Raw genomic sequence first — 16,882 nt, 5'->3', positions numbered from 1 at the left:
GAAGATATGCTCAGTTCCACCTCGCTATATGCGGCAATTGATCTCGGTTCGAATAGTTTTCATATGCTGGTTGTGCGCGAGGTGGCGGGAAGCATACAAACGCTGACGCGCATTAAGCGCAAGGTCCGCCTCGCGGCGGGCCTAAGCAGCGATAATCATCTCTCTCCTGAAGCGATGGAACGGGGCTGGCAGTGTCTGCGCCTCTTTGCTGAACGTCTTCAGGATATCCCCCATACGCAAATTCGCGTTGTTGCCACAGCGACCCTACGCCTGGCAGTAAACGCCGTGGATTTTATTGCCAAAGCGCAGGAAATTCTCGGTTGTCCGGTTCAGGTGATCAGCGGTGAAGAAGAAGCCCGTCTGATTTATCAGGGCGTCGCGCATACCACTGGCGGTGACGATCGTCGCCTTGTAGTCGACATTGGCGGAGCCAGTACCGAACTTGTTACCGGGACAGGCGCGCAGGCAACCTCATTATTTAGCCTGTCGATGGGCTGCGTTACCTGGCTTGAGCGCTATTTTACCGACCGCAATCTGGCACAAGAAAACTTCGACGAGGCAGAAAAAGCTGCCCGTGAGGTATTGCACCCGGTTATGGACGAACTGCGTTATCACGGCTGGAAAGTCTGCGTTGGCGCGTCCGGAACCGTCCAGGCGCTGCAGGAAATCATGATGGCGCAAGGCATGGACGAGCGAATTACGCTTGCCAAGCTCCAGCAGCTTAAGCAACGCGCTATTCAGTGCGGCCGTCTCGAAGAACTTGAAATCGAAGGCCTGACGCTCGAACGGGCGCTGGTTTTCCCGAGCGGTCTTGCCATTCTGATTGCCATCTTCACCGAACTGAACATCCAGTGTATGACCCTCGCTGGCGGCGCGCTGCGCGAAGGTCTTGTCTACGGTATGCTGCATCTGTCGGTCGATCAGGATATCCGCAGCCGTACTCTGCGTAACGTACAGCGCCGCTTTATCGTCGATACCGATCAGGCAGGACGTGTGGCGCAGCTGGCATCGCTGTTTGCCGATCAGGTGAAGAACAGCTGGGATATTGAGCCGTTAAGCCGCGATCTGCTGTTAAGCGCGTGTGCACTGCATGAAATTGGTTTGAGCGTGGAGTATAAGCAGGCCCCGCTTCATGCGGCCTGGCTGGTACGCAATCTTGATTTGCCGGGCTTCACCCCGGCGCAGAAAAAGCTGCTGGCCACCCTGCTGCTGAACCAGACTAACGCCGTCGACCTCTCTTCCTTACATCAGCAAAACGCCGTACCACCCCGCGTGGCCGAGCATCTTTGCCGTCTGCTGCGCCTGGCCATTTTGTTTGCCAGCCGTCGTCGGGATGATTTGCTACCCGCGATTACGCTGGTTGCAAATGATGAGAAATTGTCACTGACGTTGCCGGAGAAATGGCTTGATAACCATCCGCTCGGCGCAGAGCTGGTCGAACAGGAGTGCCAGTGGCAGAGCTATGTGCACTGGGTTCTGGAAGTAAAATAGCGCCTTGAACACTGCCCGGTGGCGCTGCGCTTACCGGGCCAACACGTCTTATCCCTTTTCTTTGGCTTTTGCCAGCATCGCGCGAATATTCGCCACGTTAGCCTGTCCTTTGTGCATCCGTTCTTCAGCGGTAATCACTTTGCGCTCCTGCTCCCAGACCAGATCGTCCTGCGGTAGCTCCAGCAGGAAGCGGCTCGGCTCAGGGCGAACCAGTTCACCGTATTGCCTGCGCTCTTTGCACAGCGTAAAAATCAGCTCTTTCTGCGCGCGCGTGATCCCCACATAGGCCAGACGACGCTCTTCATCGACGTTATCTTCATCGATACTGCTCTGGTGCGGTAGCAACCCCTCTTCCATGCCCACCAGATAGACATAGGGGAACTCCAGCCCTTTCGAGGCATGCAGCGTCATCAGCTGGACCTGATCGGCCTCTTCCTCGCTCTCTCCGCGCTCCATCATATCGCGCAGGGTAAAGCGTGTGACCACCTGCGTCAGGGTCATCGGCTCGTCAATTTCAGAACCTTCCAGCATTTCGGTCATCCAGCTGAACAGCTGGTTAACGTTTTTCATGCGCATCTCGGCCGCTTTCGGGCTGGCGGAGGTTTCGTAAAGCCAGGATTCATAATCGATGCCGTGTATCAGATCGCGCACCGCCGCCACCGGCTCACGCTCTGCCAGGCGCTGCACTTCGCCAAGCCAGTGGGTAAAACGGGTTAACGCATCATAGCCCCGACCGCTCAGCGTCTGACTCAGCCCCATGTCGAAGCTGGCGGTAAACATGCTCTTATTGCGGGTCATCGCCCATTCACCCAGCTTTTGTAGCGTGGCCGGGCCTATTTCACGTTTCGGTGTATTCACGATACGCAGAAACGCGCTGTCGTCATCCGGGTTCGTGAGCACGCGCAGATAAGCCAGCAGGTCTTTGATTTCAGGACGTGAGAAGAATGAGGTGCCGCCAGAAATTTTATACGGGATGCGGTTCTGCATCAGCATCTTTTCAAAAACGCGCGACTGGTGGTTACCGCGATAGAGGATCGCATAATCCTTGTATTCGGTTTTGTTGACGAAGTGATGAGCGATAAGTTCACCGGTGACCCGCTCAGCTTCGTGTTCTTCATTGTTGGCGCTGAGCACTTTCAGCTCTGCACCGTAGCCGAGCTCAGAGAACAGGCGTTTTTCGAACACGTGCGGGTTATTGGCAATCAGGATGTTCGCCGCTTTCAGAATACGCCCCGATGAACGATAGTTCTGCTCCAGCTTAATCACCTGCAGTGCAGGAAAATCTTTACTCAGCAGCACCAGGTTTTGCGGACGTGCGCCGCGCCAGGAGTAGATGGACTGGTCGTCATCGCCAACCACGGTAAAACGCGCCCGTTTACCCACCAGCAGCTTCACCAGTTCGTACTGGCTGGTGTTAGTGTCCTGATATTCATCCACCAGCAGGTAGCGGATTTTATTCTGCCAGCGCTCGCGCACCTCTTCGTTTCGTTGCAGCAGCAGCGTGGGCAGCAGGATCAGATCGTCGAAGTCCAGCACGTTACAGGCTTTCATATGCGCATCGTACAGACCGTAGCAGTGGGCGAAGATCCGATCCCGTTCGCCTTTGGCACTCGCCGCCGCCTGGGAAGGCGTCATCAGATCGTTTTTCCAGTTGGAGATCGTCGAGATCAACTGCTGCTGCAGCACCTTGTCATCTTCGATCAGCCCTTCGGTGAGCTCTTTAAGCAACGCCACCTGGTCTGTGTCATCGAAGAGCGAGAAGTTAGACTTCATCCCCAGTGCGGCATACTCACGTTTGATGACATCCAGCCCCAACGTGTGGAAAGTGGAGATCATCAGTCCACGCGCCTCTTTGCGTCCCAGCGTCTGGCCGACACGCTCTTTCATCTCGCGCGCCGCTTTATTGGTAAAGGTGACCGCCGCAATGTGACGTGCCTGATAGCCACATTCACGGATCAGGTGGGCGATTTTGTTAGTGATCACGCGGGTTTTACCGGAACCGGCCCCTGCCAGCACCAGGCATGGTCCAGTAACGAATTCGACCGCTTGTTGTTGTCCAGGGTTTAAACGCATGGGAATATTGCTCAATCTTCGAACGGGGGATGGATTGTAGCAGAAAGCCGGGCGCAGATTTACCGGCTAATGATAAAGTGAAGAAAACGCGATTAATCCCGAGAACCGAATCATGGTAAAGACCGCAGCAGCCCTGCACATTCTGGTAAAAGAAGAGAAACTGGCCCAGGAGATCCTCACCAAGCTTGAGCGCGGCATCAGCTTCGACCATCTGGCTAAGCGTTACTCCAGGTGCCCGTCTGGACGTAATGGCGGTGATTTAGGGGAGTTTAAGCAGGGTGCGATGGTGGGGCCATTCGATCAGGCGGTGTTTAGCTGCCCGCTTCTCAAGCCTTTTGGCCCAGTGAAAACCAAGTTTGGCTACCATATCATTAAGGTGCTATATCGCCGCTGACGCGTGGTATATTGCGCCCCGATAAATTTTCAACCCATTCAAGGCACGATCATGGCAAAAACAGCAGCAGCACTGCATATTCTGGTGAAAGAAGAGAAACTGGCTCTGGATCTTCTGGAGCAGATTAAAAACGGCGCCGACTTCGGCAAGCTGGCGAAGAAGCACTCCATTTGCCCGTCAGGCAAACGTGGCGGTGACTTAGGTGAATTCCGCCAGGGTCAGATGGTACCAGCATTCGATAAACTGGTGTTCTCTTGCCCGGTGCTGGAGCCAACCGGCCCATTGCACACGCAGTTCGGTTATCACGTCATCAAGGTTCTGTATCGGAAATAAACAGCAAGGCCTTCTCGAAGAGAAGGCCTTGAATATTCACGCCGGTTGGTATTAACCCGCTACAGCAATACGTTTCATATCGGTCATGTAGCCACGCAGTTTCTGGCCAATTTTCTCGATTTCGTGACTGCGGATGGCGTCGTTCACATCACGCAGCTGTGCATTGTCTACTGCACCTTCAGCAATTGCTTTGCCCAAGTCGCCCGCCTGCAGGGTCGTCATGAACTCTTTCAGCAGCGGTACGCAAGCGTAAGAGAACAGGTAGTTGCCGTACTCAGCGGTATCAGAGATAACCACGTTCATTTCGTACAGACGCTTACGCGCGATGGTGTTTGCGATCAGCGGCAGCTCATGCAGTGATTCGTAGTACGCCGATTCTTCGATGATGCCGGAATCCACCATGGTTTCGAATGCCAGCTCAACACCGGCTTTCACCATTGCGATCATCAACACGCCTTTATCGAAGTACTCTTGCTCGCTGATTTTGCCGTCAAACTGTGCCGCCGTTTCGAACGCGGTTTTACCGGTCTCTTCACGCCAGGTCAGCAGGTTTTTATCGTCATTCGCCCAGTCTGCCATCATACCGGAGGAGAATTCACCGGAAATGATGTCGTCCATGTGTTTCTGGAACAGAGGTGCCATGATAGTTTTCAGCTGTTCAGACAGCGCGAAAGCACGCAGTTTAGCCGGGTTGGACAGGCGGTCCATCATCAGCGTAATCCCCCCCTGCTTCAGCGCTTCGGTGATGGTTTCCCAACCGAACTGAATCAGTTTTTCTGCATATGCAGGGTCAGTCCCCTCTTCCACCAGTTTGTCGAAGCACAGCAGAGAGCCCGCCTGCAACATGCCGCACAGAATGGTCTGCTCACCCATCAGGTCAGATTTCACTTCAGCGACGAAGGAAGATTCAAGTACACCCGCACGGTGGCCGCCGGTCGCCGCTGCCCATGCTTTGGCAATTGCCATCCCTTCGCCTTTCGGATCGTTTTCCGGGTGAACGGCGATCAGGGTCGGTACGCCAAAACCACGCTTGTACTCTTCACGCACTTCTGTACCTGGGCACTTCGGTGCCACCATCACAACGGTGATGTCTTTACGGATCTGCTCGCCCACTTCAACGATGTTGAAGCCATGAGAGTAACCCAGCGCCGCGCCGTCTTTCATCAGCGGCTGTACTGAACGCACAACATCAGAGTGCTGTTTGTCTGGCGTCAGGTTAACAACCAGATCCGCCTGCGGGATCAGTTCTTCGTAGGTACCTACTTTGAAGCCGTTTTCGGTCGCTTTACGCCAGGAAGCGCGCTTCTCGGCAATCGCTTCTTTACGCAGCGCGTAGGAGATATCCAGACCGGAGTCACGCATGTTCAGGCCCTGGTTCAGACCCTGTGCGCCACAGCCGATGATGACCACTTTTTTACCCTGAAGGTAGCTCGCGCCATCGGCAAATTCATCGCGCGCCATGAAGCGGCATTTGCCCAGCTGCGCCAGCTGCTGGCGCAAGTTCAGTGTATTAAAGTAGTTAGCCATGGGTGATACCTCGTGATGTTGTGTGTCTTATTGTTCGGTTCGCGTTTCAGCGAGAATGTACCCACATTACAACAGGAAATTTATTGCGGAAATTGATATATTCACAACGTCACGTTGCAATATCTGCAATGTAAAAAAGGAGAGTGGAATCCGTGGATTTACGCGATCTGAAATTGTTCCTGCATCTCGCCGAAAGCCGTCACTTTGGCCGCAGCGCCCGGGCAATGCACGTCAGCCCCTCCACCCTTTCACGCCAGATTCAGCGCCTTGAAGAAGACCTCGGCCAGCCCCTGTTTGTGCGCGACAACCGCACCGTCACCCTGACGGAAGCGGGCGAAGAGCTCCGCGTCTTTGCACAGCAAACCCTGTTGCAGTATCAGCAACTGCGTCACACCATCGATCAGCAAGGGCCGTCGCTCTCCGGTGAACTTCATATTTTTTGCTCTGTCACCGCTGCCTACAGCCATCTGCCGCCGATCCTCGATCGCTTCCGTGCTGAGCATCCCTCGGTCGAGATTAAACTCACCACCGGCGATGCTGCTGATGCGATGAATAAAGTGGTGACAGGCGAAGCCGATCTCGCGATTGCCGGTAAGCCCGAGACCCTGCCGGGCGCCGTGGCGTTCTCGATGCTCGAAAACCTGGCGGTGGTATTGATTGCGCCGGCGCTGCCTTGTCCGGTGCGTAACCAAGTCTCTGTGGAAAAACCCGACTGGTCGACGGTGCCGTTTATCATGGCCGATCAGGGGCCGGTTCGCCGCCGCATCGAACTGTGGTTCCGCCGTCAGAAAATCAGCAACCCGTCGATTTACGCGACGGTTGGCGGCCATGAAGCGATGGTCTCAATGGTGGCACTGGGCTGTGGTATCGCGCTGCTGCCGGAGGTGGTTCTGGAAAACAGCCCCGAACCGGTGCGTAACCGCGTGATGATTCTGGAACGCAGCGACGAGAAAACCCCGTTTGAGCTTGGCGTCTGCGCACAAAAAAAGCGGCTGCATGAGCCGCTTATTGATGCGTTCTGGAAAATATTGCCGAACCACTAGCCCGCCAGGAAGAACCTGAACGCCGGGTTATGGGTTTCGTCGTGACAGTCATAGCCCAGCTCGTTCAGCCGCGTTTCGAAATCCGGTTCATGTTCCCCTAGCTCGAATGCCGCCAACACGCGTCCGTAGTCGGTACCATGACTGCGGTAATGGAACAGGGAAATGTTCCAGTGCGTGCCCAGCGTATGCAGAAACTTCAGCAATGCGCCGGGTGATTCCGGAAATTCGAAGCTGAACAGGCGTTCCTGAAGCGGCTTCGACGGTCGTCCGCCCACCATGTAACGTACGTGCAGCTTTGCCATTTCATCGTCGGAAAGATCCACGACGCTATAGCCACCGTCGTGCAGCAAGCTCAGGATCTCCTTGCGCTCGTCTAGCCCCCGGCTTAGGCGTACGCCGACAAATATGCAGGCGTCTTTGGCATCGGCAAAACGGTAGTTGAACTCCGTCACCGAACGACCGCCCAGCAGCTGGCAGAACTTGAGGAAGCTGCCCTTCTCTTCCGGAATCGTCACCGCTAGCAACGCTTCGCGCTGCTCACCCAGCTCGCATCGCTCGGAAACGTAGCGCAAACCGTGGAAGTTGACGTTAGCCCCGGACAACACATGCGCCAGACGTTCGCCGCGAATGTTGTGCTGCGCGATGTATTTCTTCATTCCCGCCAGCGCTAGCGCGCCGGAGGGTTCCGCTACCGCACGAACATCTTCAAACAGATCTTTCATCGCCGCGCAGATGGCGTCGCTGTCGACGGTGATAATGTCGTCGAGATATTCCTGACAAAGACGGAAGGTTTCATCGCCAATGCGTTTCACCGCCACGCCTTCGGCAAACAGCCCGACGCGCGGTAAGTCAACCGGATGACCCGCGTCCAGCGCCGCTTTCAGGCAGGCAGAATCTTCCGCTTCAACGGCGATGACTTTGATTTGTGGCATCAGCTGTTTGATCAGCACCGCGACGCCCGCCGCGAGGCCGCCACCGCCGACCGGCACAAATACGCGGTCGAGATGGGCATCCTGTTGCAGCAGTTCCAGCGCCAGCGTGCCCTGGCCGGCAATCACCATCGGGTGATCGAACGGCGGCACCCAGGTGAACCCTTGCTGCTGCGCCAGCTCAATCGCTTTGGCTTTCGCTTCGTCAAAATTGGCACCGTGGAGGAGAACTTCACCGCCAAAGCCGCGCACTGCATCGACTTTAATATCTGCCGTGGCGACCGGCATGACGATCAACGCTTTTAGCCCCAGACGCGCTGATGAGAACGCCACGCCCTGAGCATGGTTACCCGCAGAAGCGGTAATCACGCCGCGTGCCTTTTGCTCATCGGTCAACCCGGCCATCATCGCGTAAGCACCGCGAAGCTTGAAGCTATGCACCGGCTGCCTGTCTTCACGCTTCACCAGAATCACGTTATCCAGGCGCGAAGAGAGCTTTTCCATTTTCTGCAGGGGAGTGACCTGCACGGCTTCATAAACCGGCGCACGTAGCACCGCCCTGAGATATTCCGCCCCCTCAGGGGCGGCAGATAAGGGTTGTGACTCGGCCATCATTAGCCCCCAAGTTTAGATTTATCGCGCACCGCGCCTTTATCTGCACTGGTGGCAAGACTCGCGTAAGCGCGCAGGGCGAAGGAGACTTCACGCTGACGGTCTTTCGGCGTCCAGGCTTTATCACCGCGCGCTTCTTGTGCTTCACGACGGGCCGCAATGTCCTGGTCGCTCAGCTTCAGCTGAATGCCGCGGTTTGGAATATCGATTTCAATCAGATCGCCATCTTCGATGATCGCGATGTTGCCGCCGCTTGCCGCTTCTGGTGACACGTGGCCGATAGACAGACCCGAGGTTCCGCCAGAGAAACGACCGTCGGTGATCAGCGCACAGGCTTTACCGAGGCCCATCGATTTCAGGAAGGTCGTTGGGTAGAGCATCTCCTGCATGCCCGGACCGCCTTTCGGCCCCTCGTAGCGGATCACGACCACATCCCCGGCAACCACTTTGCCACCGAGGATGGCTTCAACGGCGTCGTCCTGGCTTTCGTACACTTTTGCCGGCCCCGTGAATTTGAGAATGCTGTCATCGACGCCTGCGGTTTTCACAATGCAGCCATTTTCCGCGAAGTTACCGTACAGCACGGCCAGACCACCGTCTTTGCTGTAAGCGTTTTCCAGAGAGCGGATACAGCCTTCGGCGCGATCGTCATCCAGGGTATCCCAGCGACAATCCTGTGAGAATGCCTGGGTAGTACGAATGCCCGCAGGACCCGCGCGGAACATTTTTTTCACCGCCTCGTCTTTGGTCAGCATGACATCATACTGATCCAGCGACTGCGGCAGCGTCAGGCCGAGCACGTTTTTCACGTCACGATTCAGCAACCCGGCACGATCCAGCTCGCCCAGAATACCTAACACGCCACCCGCACGGTGTACGTCTTCCATATGATATTTCTGGGTACTCGGCGCGACTTTACACAGCTGCGGCACTTTGCGGGACAGCTTGTCGATATCGCTCATGGTGAAGTCGATTTCGGCTTCCTGCGCGGCGGCCAACAGGTGCAGAACGGTATTGGTGGAGCCGCCCATGGCGATATCCAGAGTCATGGCATTTTCAAACGCGGCTTTGCAGGCGATATTGCGCGGCAGTGCGCTTGCATCGTCCTGCTCGTAGTAGCGTTTAGTCAGCTCAACGATGCGTTTACCGGCATTGAGGAACAGCTGTTTACGGTCAGCATGGGTTGCCAGCAGCGAGCCGTTGCCCGGCTGAGACAGGCCCAGCGCTTCGGTCAGACAGTTCATCGAGTTTGCGGTGAACATCCCTGAACAGGATCCGCAGGTCGGGCATGCGGAACGTTCAACCTGATCGCTCTGCTCATCAGAGACTTTCGGATCCGCACCCTGGATCATCGCATCGACCAGGTCGAGCTTGATGATTTTGTCGGAAAGCTTGGTTTTACCCGCTTCCATTGGGCCACCCGAAACGAAGATCACCGGAATGTTCAGGCGCAGGGAAGCCATCAGCATCCCCGGGGTAATTTTGTCACAGTTGGAGATACAGACCATTGCATCAGCGCAGTGGGCATTCACCATATACTCCACCGAGTCGGCAATCAGCTCACGCGACGGCAGTGAATAGAGCATGCCCCCGTGACCCATCGCGATACCGTCATCCACTGCAATGGTGTTGAACTCTTTCGCCACACCGCCGGACGCTTCGATTTGCTCGGCAACCAGCTTACCGAGATCGCGCAGATGCACGTGGCCGGGTACAAACTGAGTGAAGGAGTTCACCACGGCGATAATTGGCTTACCGAAATCGGCGTCGGTCATCCCGGTGGCGCGCCACAGCGCGCGGGCACCTGCCATGTTACGGCCGTGGGTGGTGGTGGCGGAACGATACTTAGGCATGCTTTATTTACTCCCGTCTGACTATTTAAATGGGACGGTGCGTGCCGTCCCAAATTTATACTTAGTGATTTACCTGATCCAACCAGCCGTATTTATCTTCCGTTTCACCGGTAAAGAGGCCAAAGAATGCCTGCTGGATGCGCTTAGTGACCGGACCACAGCGCCCTTCACCTACCTGGATACCATCTACACTACGAACTGGCGTGATTTCAGCCGCCGTACCGGACATGAAGACTTCATCGGCCAGGTACAGTGACTCGCGGGACAGAACCTGCTCGCGCACTTCGATACCCAGATCTTTCGCCAGCTTGATGATGGCATCACGGGTAATGCCCGGCAGTGCTGAAGAGGTGAATGGCGGGGTGAACAGGATGCCATCTTTCACTTCAAACAGGTTTTCACCCGCACCTTCAGAGATATAGCCATTCACGTCAAGCGCGATGCCTTCCTGATAGCCGTGGCGGCGCGCTTCGCTGCCAACCAACAGTGAGGAGAGGTAGTTACCCCCCGCTTTTGCGGCCGTTGGTATGGTGTTCGGCGCTACGCGATTCCAGGAAGAAACCATTGCGTCGATCCCCTGCTCCAGCGCTTCAGCACCCAGGTAGGCACCCCACGGGAACGCGGCAATGATCACGTCGGTGTTATATCCGGCTGGCGGATTCACCCCCATACCCACGTCCCCCACGAACACCAGCGGACGAATGTAGGCGCTGGTCAGGTTATTCTTACGAATGACTTCACGGCAGGCTTCCATCAGCTCATCAACGCTTTGAGAAACCGGGAAACGATAAATTTTGGCTGAATCATGCAGACGCTGCATGTGTTCACGATGACGGAACACCACTGGCCCTTTGTGAGAATCGTAGCAACGGATGCCTTCAAATACGGACGTACCGTAGTGCAGCGCGTGGGACATCACGTGGACTTTCGCGTCCTCCCAACGAACCATCTCACCATTGAACCAAATGTAATCAGCTTTTTTCGTCGTCATTTATTTTTCCTGTCACGCTTAAGCGCGGATTTGTTGTGATGTGGTTGTGCTCTGGCAGATGGCAACATGGGCAACGTCTACCAGTTTTGTTAATTGACTAAACAGTAAGTCGACCGACCGCGCGCTGGCAACGGTTAATTCGATACTGATGTTTTGGGCGTCAGTGGCTGTCTCCATATTCATAGAGCAAATCTGAAAACCACGATGACGCACCACACGCAAAACGCGCTCTAACGTTTCCGGGTTGAAGCGAGCCTGCACGGCGACCTGATGTTGCATCATGATAATTTCTCCATCATTTGTGAGTTGCTGGCACCAGGCGGTACCAACGGCCAGACGTTCTCAAGCTCGTCGATTGAGACATGAAGCAGGTAAGGGCCTTCGCTTGACAGCATGGTGTCGAGTGCAGCTTCAACCTGGTCTTTGCGGGTAATATGTTGGCCAGGGATGCCAAAGGCGCTGGCTAGGGTGAGGAAATCGGGGTTATCTGTAAGGGTTGTTTCGCTGTAACGCTCCTGGAAGAACAGCTGTTGCCACTGGCGAACCATCCCTAAACGCTGGTTATCGAGCAACACGATTTTCAGCGGTAACTGCTTACGCTTAACGGTGCCCAACTCCTGAACGTTCATCATGAAGGAGCCGTCACCGGAGATACAGATAACCGTATCGTTCGGTCGGGCAACCTGAGCGCCTACGGCCGCAGGCAAACCGAAGCCCATCGTCCCTAATCCGCTTGAGGTGATGAAGTTTTCCGGGCGGGTGTAAGTCATGTGCTGCGCTGACCACATCTGATGCTGTCCCACATCAGTCGTCACCACGCTGTCGGCCGGTTTACGATCGGACAACTGTTTCAACAGCAGCGGCGCATAGATGGCTTCACCCGGATGATCGTAACGCCATGCGTGTTCAGTGCGCATATCGGCGGTATGCTGACGCCATTCGTTTATCGCCAGAGGCTGCTGTAAAGCCGGTAATAACGCGTTGAGATCGCCCTGCAGCGCGACATGCGCCTGACGCAGTTTGTTCATCTCTGCCGGGTCGATATCCATATGGATCACCCTGGCGTTCGGTGCGAAGGTGTTTAATTTGCCGGTAACGCGATCGTCAAAACGGGCGCCGACGGCAATCAACAAATCACACTCCTGCACCGCCAGGTTGGCCGCTTTAGTCCCGTGCATACCCAACATGCCCAGATAGTAAGGGTAATCAGCCGCTACCGCACCCAGGCCTTTCAGCGTGCAGGTGGCTGGCATCTGCGTTACCGCGATAAATTCGCGCAGGGCTGGAACCGCCTGTGCCATACCCACGCCACCGCCAACGTAAAGCATTGGCTTCTGCGCTTGTGCCAGCATCTGGCGAGCCTCTTCCACTTCGGCATGTGGGAAGATGTCGTCGTTTTCGACAGTGGAAAAATGCGGCTCCAGATCGCCCAGGGCAACCTGAATATCTTTTGGGATATCAACCAGAACCGGGCCAGGACGGCCAGAATTCGCCACGTCAAAAGCTTCGGCCATCACGCGCGGCAGCTCTTCCAGAGACTGAACGAGGAAGCTGTGTTTGGTGCACGCCAGCGACAAGCCGAGCACATCCACTTCCTGGAAGGCATCGGTACCGATGAAGGGAGAAGCCACCTGGCCGGTAATAGCGACAACGGGAACAGAATCGAGCAATGCATCGGCCAGGCCGGTGATCAGGTTGGTGGCGCCTGGGCCAGACGTTGCCATACAGACACCGGTTTTACCCGTGGCACGCGCATAGCCAATAGCTGCCATTGCTGCCCCCTGCTCATGTCTGCACAACAGGTGTTCTACGCCGCCGTCATACAGCGCATCGTAAATTGGCATGATCGCGCCACCCGGATAACCGAAGACTGTCTCGACTCCCTGCACGCGCAACGCATGTACAACCCACTGTGCCCCATTCATAGTTAGTTCCCCGTCATAAATCTGGAGAAACAGAATTTTATGCTAGTTGTCATTCTCTGCTCCTCATTTAAGTTTTTTAGTCATAAAAAAACCCCCGGACCTTTCGGTGCGGGGGTCTTAGTTCGTTAAGGCTTGATTTCTATGCCTTTCCTCGTCCAAGTGCAGCCCCGCACGGTGGGATAATAATCACCACCACGCTAATCACGACCAGGCTAATCACTCGTAGAAGGGCTGTCATTTTCAGTTCTTTCTGCATCTTGTTCGAAGGAATACCTAAAGAGTTACCACAGTTTTCAAATCTAACACAAGATTTATTTATGGCACACTTGCATAGCACGCAAATTATATTTCTAAAAAGTGTTGTTTTATATGAGGAAATTAGAAAATGAATATTTTTCATTTTTTCTACCCGCTTTTCGCGACAAAACGAAACGCTATCCATTTTTGCGAGGCGGTTTCCACGCTCACGTAAACATTGCATTTTGCTTCTAAAAATCATGAACAGGTATCGTAAGTTGAGGAACAGAGGCTAAACATAAGACTTTGACGCTGGCATAGTCGCGACAGGAGGTGGTGCCAATGTCACTATCAGTTGTTTACACGCGTGCGGCTTTTGGGGTGAAAGCGCCGCTTATCTCTGTGGAGGTTCATCTGAGTAATGGACTTCCCGGACTTACCCTTGTTGGCTTACCCGAAACGACGGTCAAAGAAGCGAGGGACCGCGTACGCAGTGCGATTATCAATAGCGGTTATATTTTCCCTGCGAAGAAGATCACCATCAATCTTGCACCTGCAGATTTACCGAAAGAGGGAGGACGATATGATTTACCTATCGCTATCGCGCTTCTCGCCGCCTCTGAGCAGCTTAAGGCACCCAGGCTAGGCTCGTACGAGTTTATCGGTGAACTGGCGCTGACAGGCGTGTTAAGAGGCGTTCCTGGCGCTATCTCTGGCGCGCTGGAAGCAATTCATGCGGGTCGACAAATTATTGTGGCCAATGAAAATGCCTCAGAAGTGAGCCTTATTGCAGAGAAAGGGTGCCTGATAGCCGGGCACTTACAGGAGGTCTGTGCGTATCTTGAAGGTCGGCATGAGCTGGCGGAGCCGGAAGAGAGCGATGAGACCCTGCCGGATAACACGGAAGATCTTAGCGATATTATGGGACAGGAGCAGGGGAAACGAGCGTTAGAGATCACTGCCGCGGGCGGCCATAATCTGTTGCTGATTGGTCCACCGGGTACGGGTAAAACCATGCTGGCGAGTAGGCTTAGCGGTTTGCTTCCTCCACTCAATAATCTCGAAGCGTTGGAGAGCGCTGCTATTTATAGCCTGGTCAGCTCAACATCACTGCAAAAGCAGTGGCGCCGTCGCCCTTTTCGTTCTCCACACCACAGTGCCTCACTCACAGCAATGGTGGGCGGTGGATCCATACCCGGTCCGGGAGAGATTTCTCTGGCGCACAATGGCACTCTTTTTCTCGATGAACTGCCTGAGTTTGAGCGCCGCGTGCTGGATGCTTTAAGAGAGCCTATTGAGTCCGGCGAGATCCATATCTCACGTACGCGCGCCAAAATAAGCTATCCCGCACAGTTTCAGCTCATCGCGGCGATGAACCCCAGCCCAACAGGGCACTATCAGGGTAGCCATAACCGCTGTACCCCTGAACAAACACTGCGTTATCTGGGGAAACTTTCTGGCCCCTTTCTTGACCGTTTCGATTTATCTCTGGAAATCCCTCTGCCCCCGCCGGGTCTTCTCAGGCAAACAGGCATAAAGGGAGAAAGGTCACTGGAAGTGCGGGAGCGCGTCATGAGTGCACAGGCGCGGCAGTTTGCCCGCCAAAACTGTCTGAATGCACGGCTGGATAACGCGGGGATACGCCAGTTTTGTTTTCTCAAGACGGAGGATGCGGTTTGGCTTGAAGAGACGCTATCACGCTTTGGCCTTTCTATCCGCGCGTGGCAACGATTGTTGAAGGTGGCCAGAACCATAGCCGATGTGGAGGGATGCCCGGACGTTCAGAGGCAACATCTTCAGGAGGCATTGAGCTATCGCGCGATCGATCGCTTACTGCTGCACTTGCAAAAATTACTGGCGTAAAAAAAGGGGCCGTAGCCCCTTTTCCCATCATCTTAGTCGTCAGACTCTGTGTAGTCTTCAGCACCTTCAACCTGCGGCTTACCGCCAGACAGCGTATGGAAACGCTTAGGACGCTTAATGCGAGCCATATACTTGATCCATACACGTTCAGCTTCAGACTGCGGCTCACGCTCACCACGGCAAACAGACACAAACTGTTTTTCGTCTTCGGTGGTTGGTTCACGCTTACCCAGATCCAGCTCGTTAAAGGCATAACCATGGCGCTCAAGCAATTGAGCTTCTTTGATGGTGAAATCGCCGTGACGAGAGAACCCGCGCGGATAATGTTTATTGTCGAAAAAACGATTAGTCGTCGTAAAGCTTTCCGCCATCCTGCACGCTCCTAATTCTTTGGCCGAGCTATTTATGGCGCGGAGTATTAGTTACGCTTGACAGAGTGTAAAACAAAACATTTAAATCATAACGACAAATAATTTTGTGGAGAAAGATGTGGATACGGAATTGCTAAAAACTTTCCTTGAAGTGAGCAGAACGCGCCACTTTGGGCGAGCAGCGGAAGCCCTCTACCTGACGCAGTCAGCGGTCAGTTTTCGTATTCGACAGCTGGAAAATCAATTGGGTGTGAACCTTTTTACACGGCATCGTAACAATATCCGCTTGACGCCAGCCGGTGAGAAACTTCTCCCGTACGCCGAAACGTTGATGAACACGTGGCAGGCAGCGCGTAAAGAGGTGGCGCATACCTCAAGGCACAATGAGTTCTCTATTGGTGCCAGCGCATCACTATGGGAATGTATGCTAAGTCAGTGGCTTACGCGACTTTATCATTCACACAGTCATCTCCAGTTTGAAGCCAGGATTGCGCAACGTCAGTCGCTTGTTAAGCAATTGCATGAACGTCAGCTGGATCTCCTGATCACAACCGAAGCCCCCAAGATGGACGAATTTAGCAGCCAAATTGTTGGGCAGTTTGGTCTTGCACTCTACGCTTCTGAACCTGCAATGATGAAAGCTGACCTGAGTTATCTGCGCCTGGAGTGGGGCCCGGATTTTCAGCAGCATGAAGCTGGATTGATTTCCACCGATGATGTTCCGCAGCTTACAACAAGTTCTGCTGAGATCGCCTGTCAGCAACTCGCCTTGTTGAAGGGTTGCACTTGGTTACCTGTTCGTTGGGCAGATAATAAGCCTGGCTTGCACACCGTGACGGACTCCACCACCCTTTCAAGACCGCTATATGCGATTTGGCTGCAAAATAGTGACAAGCAATCCCAGATAAAAGATCTGTTAAAAATCAACGTCATGGACTAATGCGATAAGCCTGCAGGGATGCAGGCTTCTTGTTCTGAAGGTTTTGCACTATCTTACGGGCAAAAAAAATCCTTTGCCGAAGCAAAGGATTCTATATGGCAGGGGCGGAGAGACTCGAACTCGCGACACCCGGTTTTGGAGACCGGTGCTCTACCAACTGAGCTACGCCCCTAAATCTTCTTACCATTAAGCCTGCCAGGAGGGCAGGCTTAATGTCTTAATAAGTGGCGGAACGGACGGGACTCGAACCCGCGACCCCCTGCGTGACAGGCAGGTATTCTAACCGACTGAACTACCGCT

16 protein-coding genes and 1 tRNA gene are annotated in these 16,882 nt (G+C 54.4%); 6 read left to right on the top strand and 11 right to left on the bottom strand.

Features of this window, described 5'->3' with window-relative positions; all coding sequences use genetic code 11:
- The first annotated feature begins 6 nt into the window (after positions 1–6).
- Complete coding sequence (gene gppA / locus V5P19_RS21110; protein ID WP_334407203.1) at positions 7–1,491, top strand: guanosine-5'-triphosphate,3'-diphosphate diphosphatase; 1,485 nt, start codon at positions 7–9, stop codon at positions 1,489–1,491.
- A gap of 48 nt (positions 1,492–1,539) precedes the next feature.
- Here gppA and rep read toward each other — a convergent pair whose 3' ends face one another.
- Positions 1,540–3,564, bottom strand: a complete 2,025-nt coding sequence (rep, locus tag V5P19_RS21105) for a DNA helicase Rep (RefSeq protein ID WP_334407201.1) — start codon at positions 3,562–3,564, stop codon at positions 1,540–1,542.
- 112 nt (positions 3,565–3,676) lie between these two features.
- Here rep and ppiC (V5P19_RS21100) point away from each other — a divergent pair, with 112 nt between their 5' ends.
- Positions 3,677–3,958 (top strand): peptidylprolyl isomerase PpiC, encoded by a 282-nt coding sequence (gene ppiC, locus V5P19_RS21100; protein ID WP_334407199.1) that lies wholly within the window; start codon positions 3,677–3,679, stop codon positions 3,956–3,958.
- A gap of 51 nt (positions 3,959–4,009) precedes the next feature.
- Positions 4,010–4,291, top strand: coding sequence for a peptidylprolyl isomerase PpiC (gene ppiC / locus V5P19_RS21095; RefSeq protein WP_330985226.1), 282 nt, complete (start codon positions 4,010–4,012; stop codon positions 4,289–4,291).
- A gap of 51 nt (positions 4,292–4,342) precedes the next feature.
- On the opposite strand, the gene ilvC is transcribed toward ppiC (V5P19_RS21095), so the two are convergent.
- The gene (gene ilvC, locus V5P19_RS21090; protein ID WP_334407192.1) at positions 4,343–5,818 is read right to left on the bottom strand and encodes a ketol-acid reductoisomerase; all 1,476 of its coding nucleotides are present in this window, start codon (positions 5,816–5,818) and stop codon (positions 4,343–4,345) included.
- A gap of 152 nt (positions 5,819–5,970) precedes the next feature.
- Here ilvC and ilvY point away from each other — a divergent pair, with 152 nt between their 5' ends.
- On the top strand, positions 5,971–6,861 hold the full coding sequence (gene ilvY, locus V5P19_RS21085; RefSeq protein ID WP_334407190.1) for an HTH-type transcriptional activator IlvY: 891 nt from the start codon (positions 5,971–5,973) through the stop codon (positions 6,859–6,861).
- Here ilvY and ilvA read toward each other — a convergent pair.
- From ilvA to ilvL, 7 genes are all read right to left on the bottom strand, one after another.
- On the bottom strand, positions 6,858–8,402 hold the full coding sequence (gene ilvA, locus V5P19_RS21080; protein ID WP_334407312.1) for a threonine ammonia-lyase, biosynthetic: 1,545 nt from the start codon (positions 8,400–8,402) through the stop codon (positions 6,858–6,860). The genes ilvY and ilvA overlap by 4 nt on opposite strands.
- Before the next feature lie 2 nt (positions 8,403–8,404).
- Positions 8,405–10,255, bottom strand: coding sequence for a dihydroxy-acid dehydratase (gene ilvD, locus V5P19_RS21075; RefSeq protein ID WP_334407188.1), 1,851 nt, complete (start codon positions 10,253–10,255; stop codon positions 8,405–8,407).
- A gap of 61 nt (positions 10,256–10,316) precedes the next feature.
- Entirely contained in the window at positions 10,317–11,246 is a 930-nt protein-coding gene (gene ilvE / locus V5P19_RS21070; RefSeq protein ID WP_014885677.1) for a branched-chain-amino-acid transaminase, read from the bottom strand.
- A gap of 18 nt (positions 11,247–11,264) precedes the next feature.
- A complete protein-coding gene (gene ilvM, locus V5P19_RS21065; RefSeq protein WP_014072310.1) occupies positions 11,265–11,528 on the bottom strand; it encodes an acetolactate synthase 2 small subunit in 264 nt (87 codons plus the stop codon).
- A complete protein-coding gene (ilvG, locus tag V5P19_RS21060) occupies positions 11,525–13,171 on the bottom strand; it encodes an acetolactate synthase 2 catalytic subunit (RefSeq protein ID WP_334407182.1) in 1,647 nt (548 codons plus the stop codon). The genes ilvM and ilvG overlap by 4 nt, the downstream gene beginning before the upstream one ends.
- 2 nt (positions 13,172–13,173) lie before the next feature.
- Positions 13,174–13,224 carry a peptide IlvX gene (gene ilvX / locus V5P19_RS24735; protein ID WP_201405605.1) on the bottom strand — a complete coding sequence of 17 codons (51 nt, stop codon included), beginning with the start codon at positions 13,222–13,224 and terminating at the stop codon, positions 13,174–13,176.
- 86 nt (positions 13,225–13,310) lie between these two features.
- Entirely contained in the window at positions 13,311–13,409 is a 99-nt protein-coding gene (ilvL, locus tag V5P19_RS21055; RefSeq protein ID WP_001311244.1) for an ilv operon leader peptide, read from the bottom strand.
- A gap of 341 nt (positions 13,410–13,750) precedes the next feature.
- Here ilvL and V5P19_RS21050 point away from each other — a divergent pair, with 341 nt between their 5' ends.
- Positions 13,751–15,271, top strand: coding sequence for a YifB family Mg chelatase-like AAA ATPase (locus tag V5P19_RS21050; RefSeq protein ID WP_334407180.1), 1,521 nt, complete (start codon positions 13,751–13,753; stop codon positions 15,269–15,271).
- Between the two features lie 32 nt (positions 15,272–15,303).
- On the opposite strand, the gene V5P19_RS21045 is transcribed toward V5P19_RS21050, so the two are convergent.
- A complete protein-coding gene (locus V5P19_RS21045) occupies positions 15,304–15,642 on the bottom strand; it encodes a DUF413 domain-containing protein (RefSeq protein WP_334407178.1) in 339 nt (112 codons plus the stop codon).
- A 118-nt stretch (positions 15,643–15,760) separates the two neighbouring features.
- On the opposite strand from V5P19_RS21045, the gene hdfR reads away from it, so the two are divergent.
- The gene (hdfR, locus tag V5P19_RS21040; RefSeq protein WP_334407176.1) at positions 15,761–16,582 is read left to right on the top strand and encodes an HTH-type transcriptional regulator HdfR; all 822 of its coding nucleotides are present in this window, start codon (positions 15,761–15,763) and stop codon (positions 16,580–16,582) included.
- 96 nt (positions 16,583–16,678) lie between these two features.
- Here hdfR and V5P19_RS21035 read toward each other — a convergent pair.
- Positions 16,679–16,754, bottom strand: a tRNA-Trp gene (locus V5P19_RS21035).
- Between the last annotated feature and the right edge of the window lie 128 nt (positions 16,755–16,882).

This window comes from Enterobacter sp. UNJFSC 003, from assembly GCF_036903355.1.
Taxonomy (GTDB): domain Bacteria; phylum Pseudomonadota; class Gammaproteobacteria; order Enterobacterales; family Enterobacteriaceae; genus Enterobacter.
Note: the sequence above shows the minus strand (reverse complement) of the source record. Positions and strands in the feature narration are given on the sequence as shown.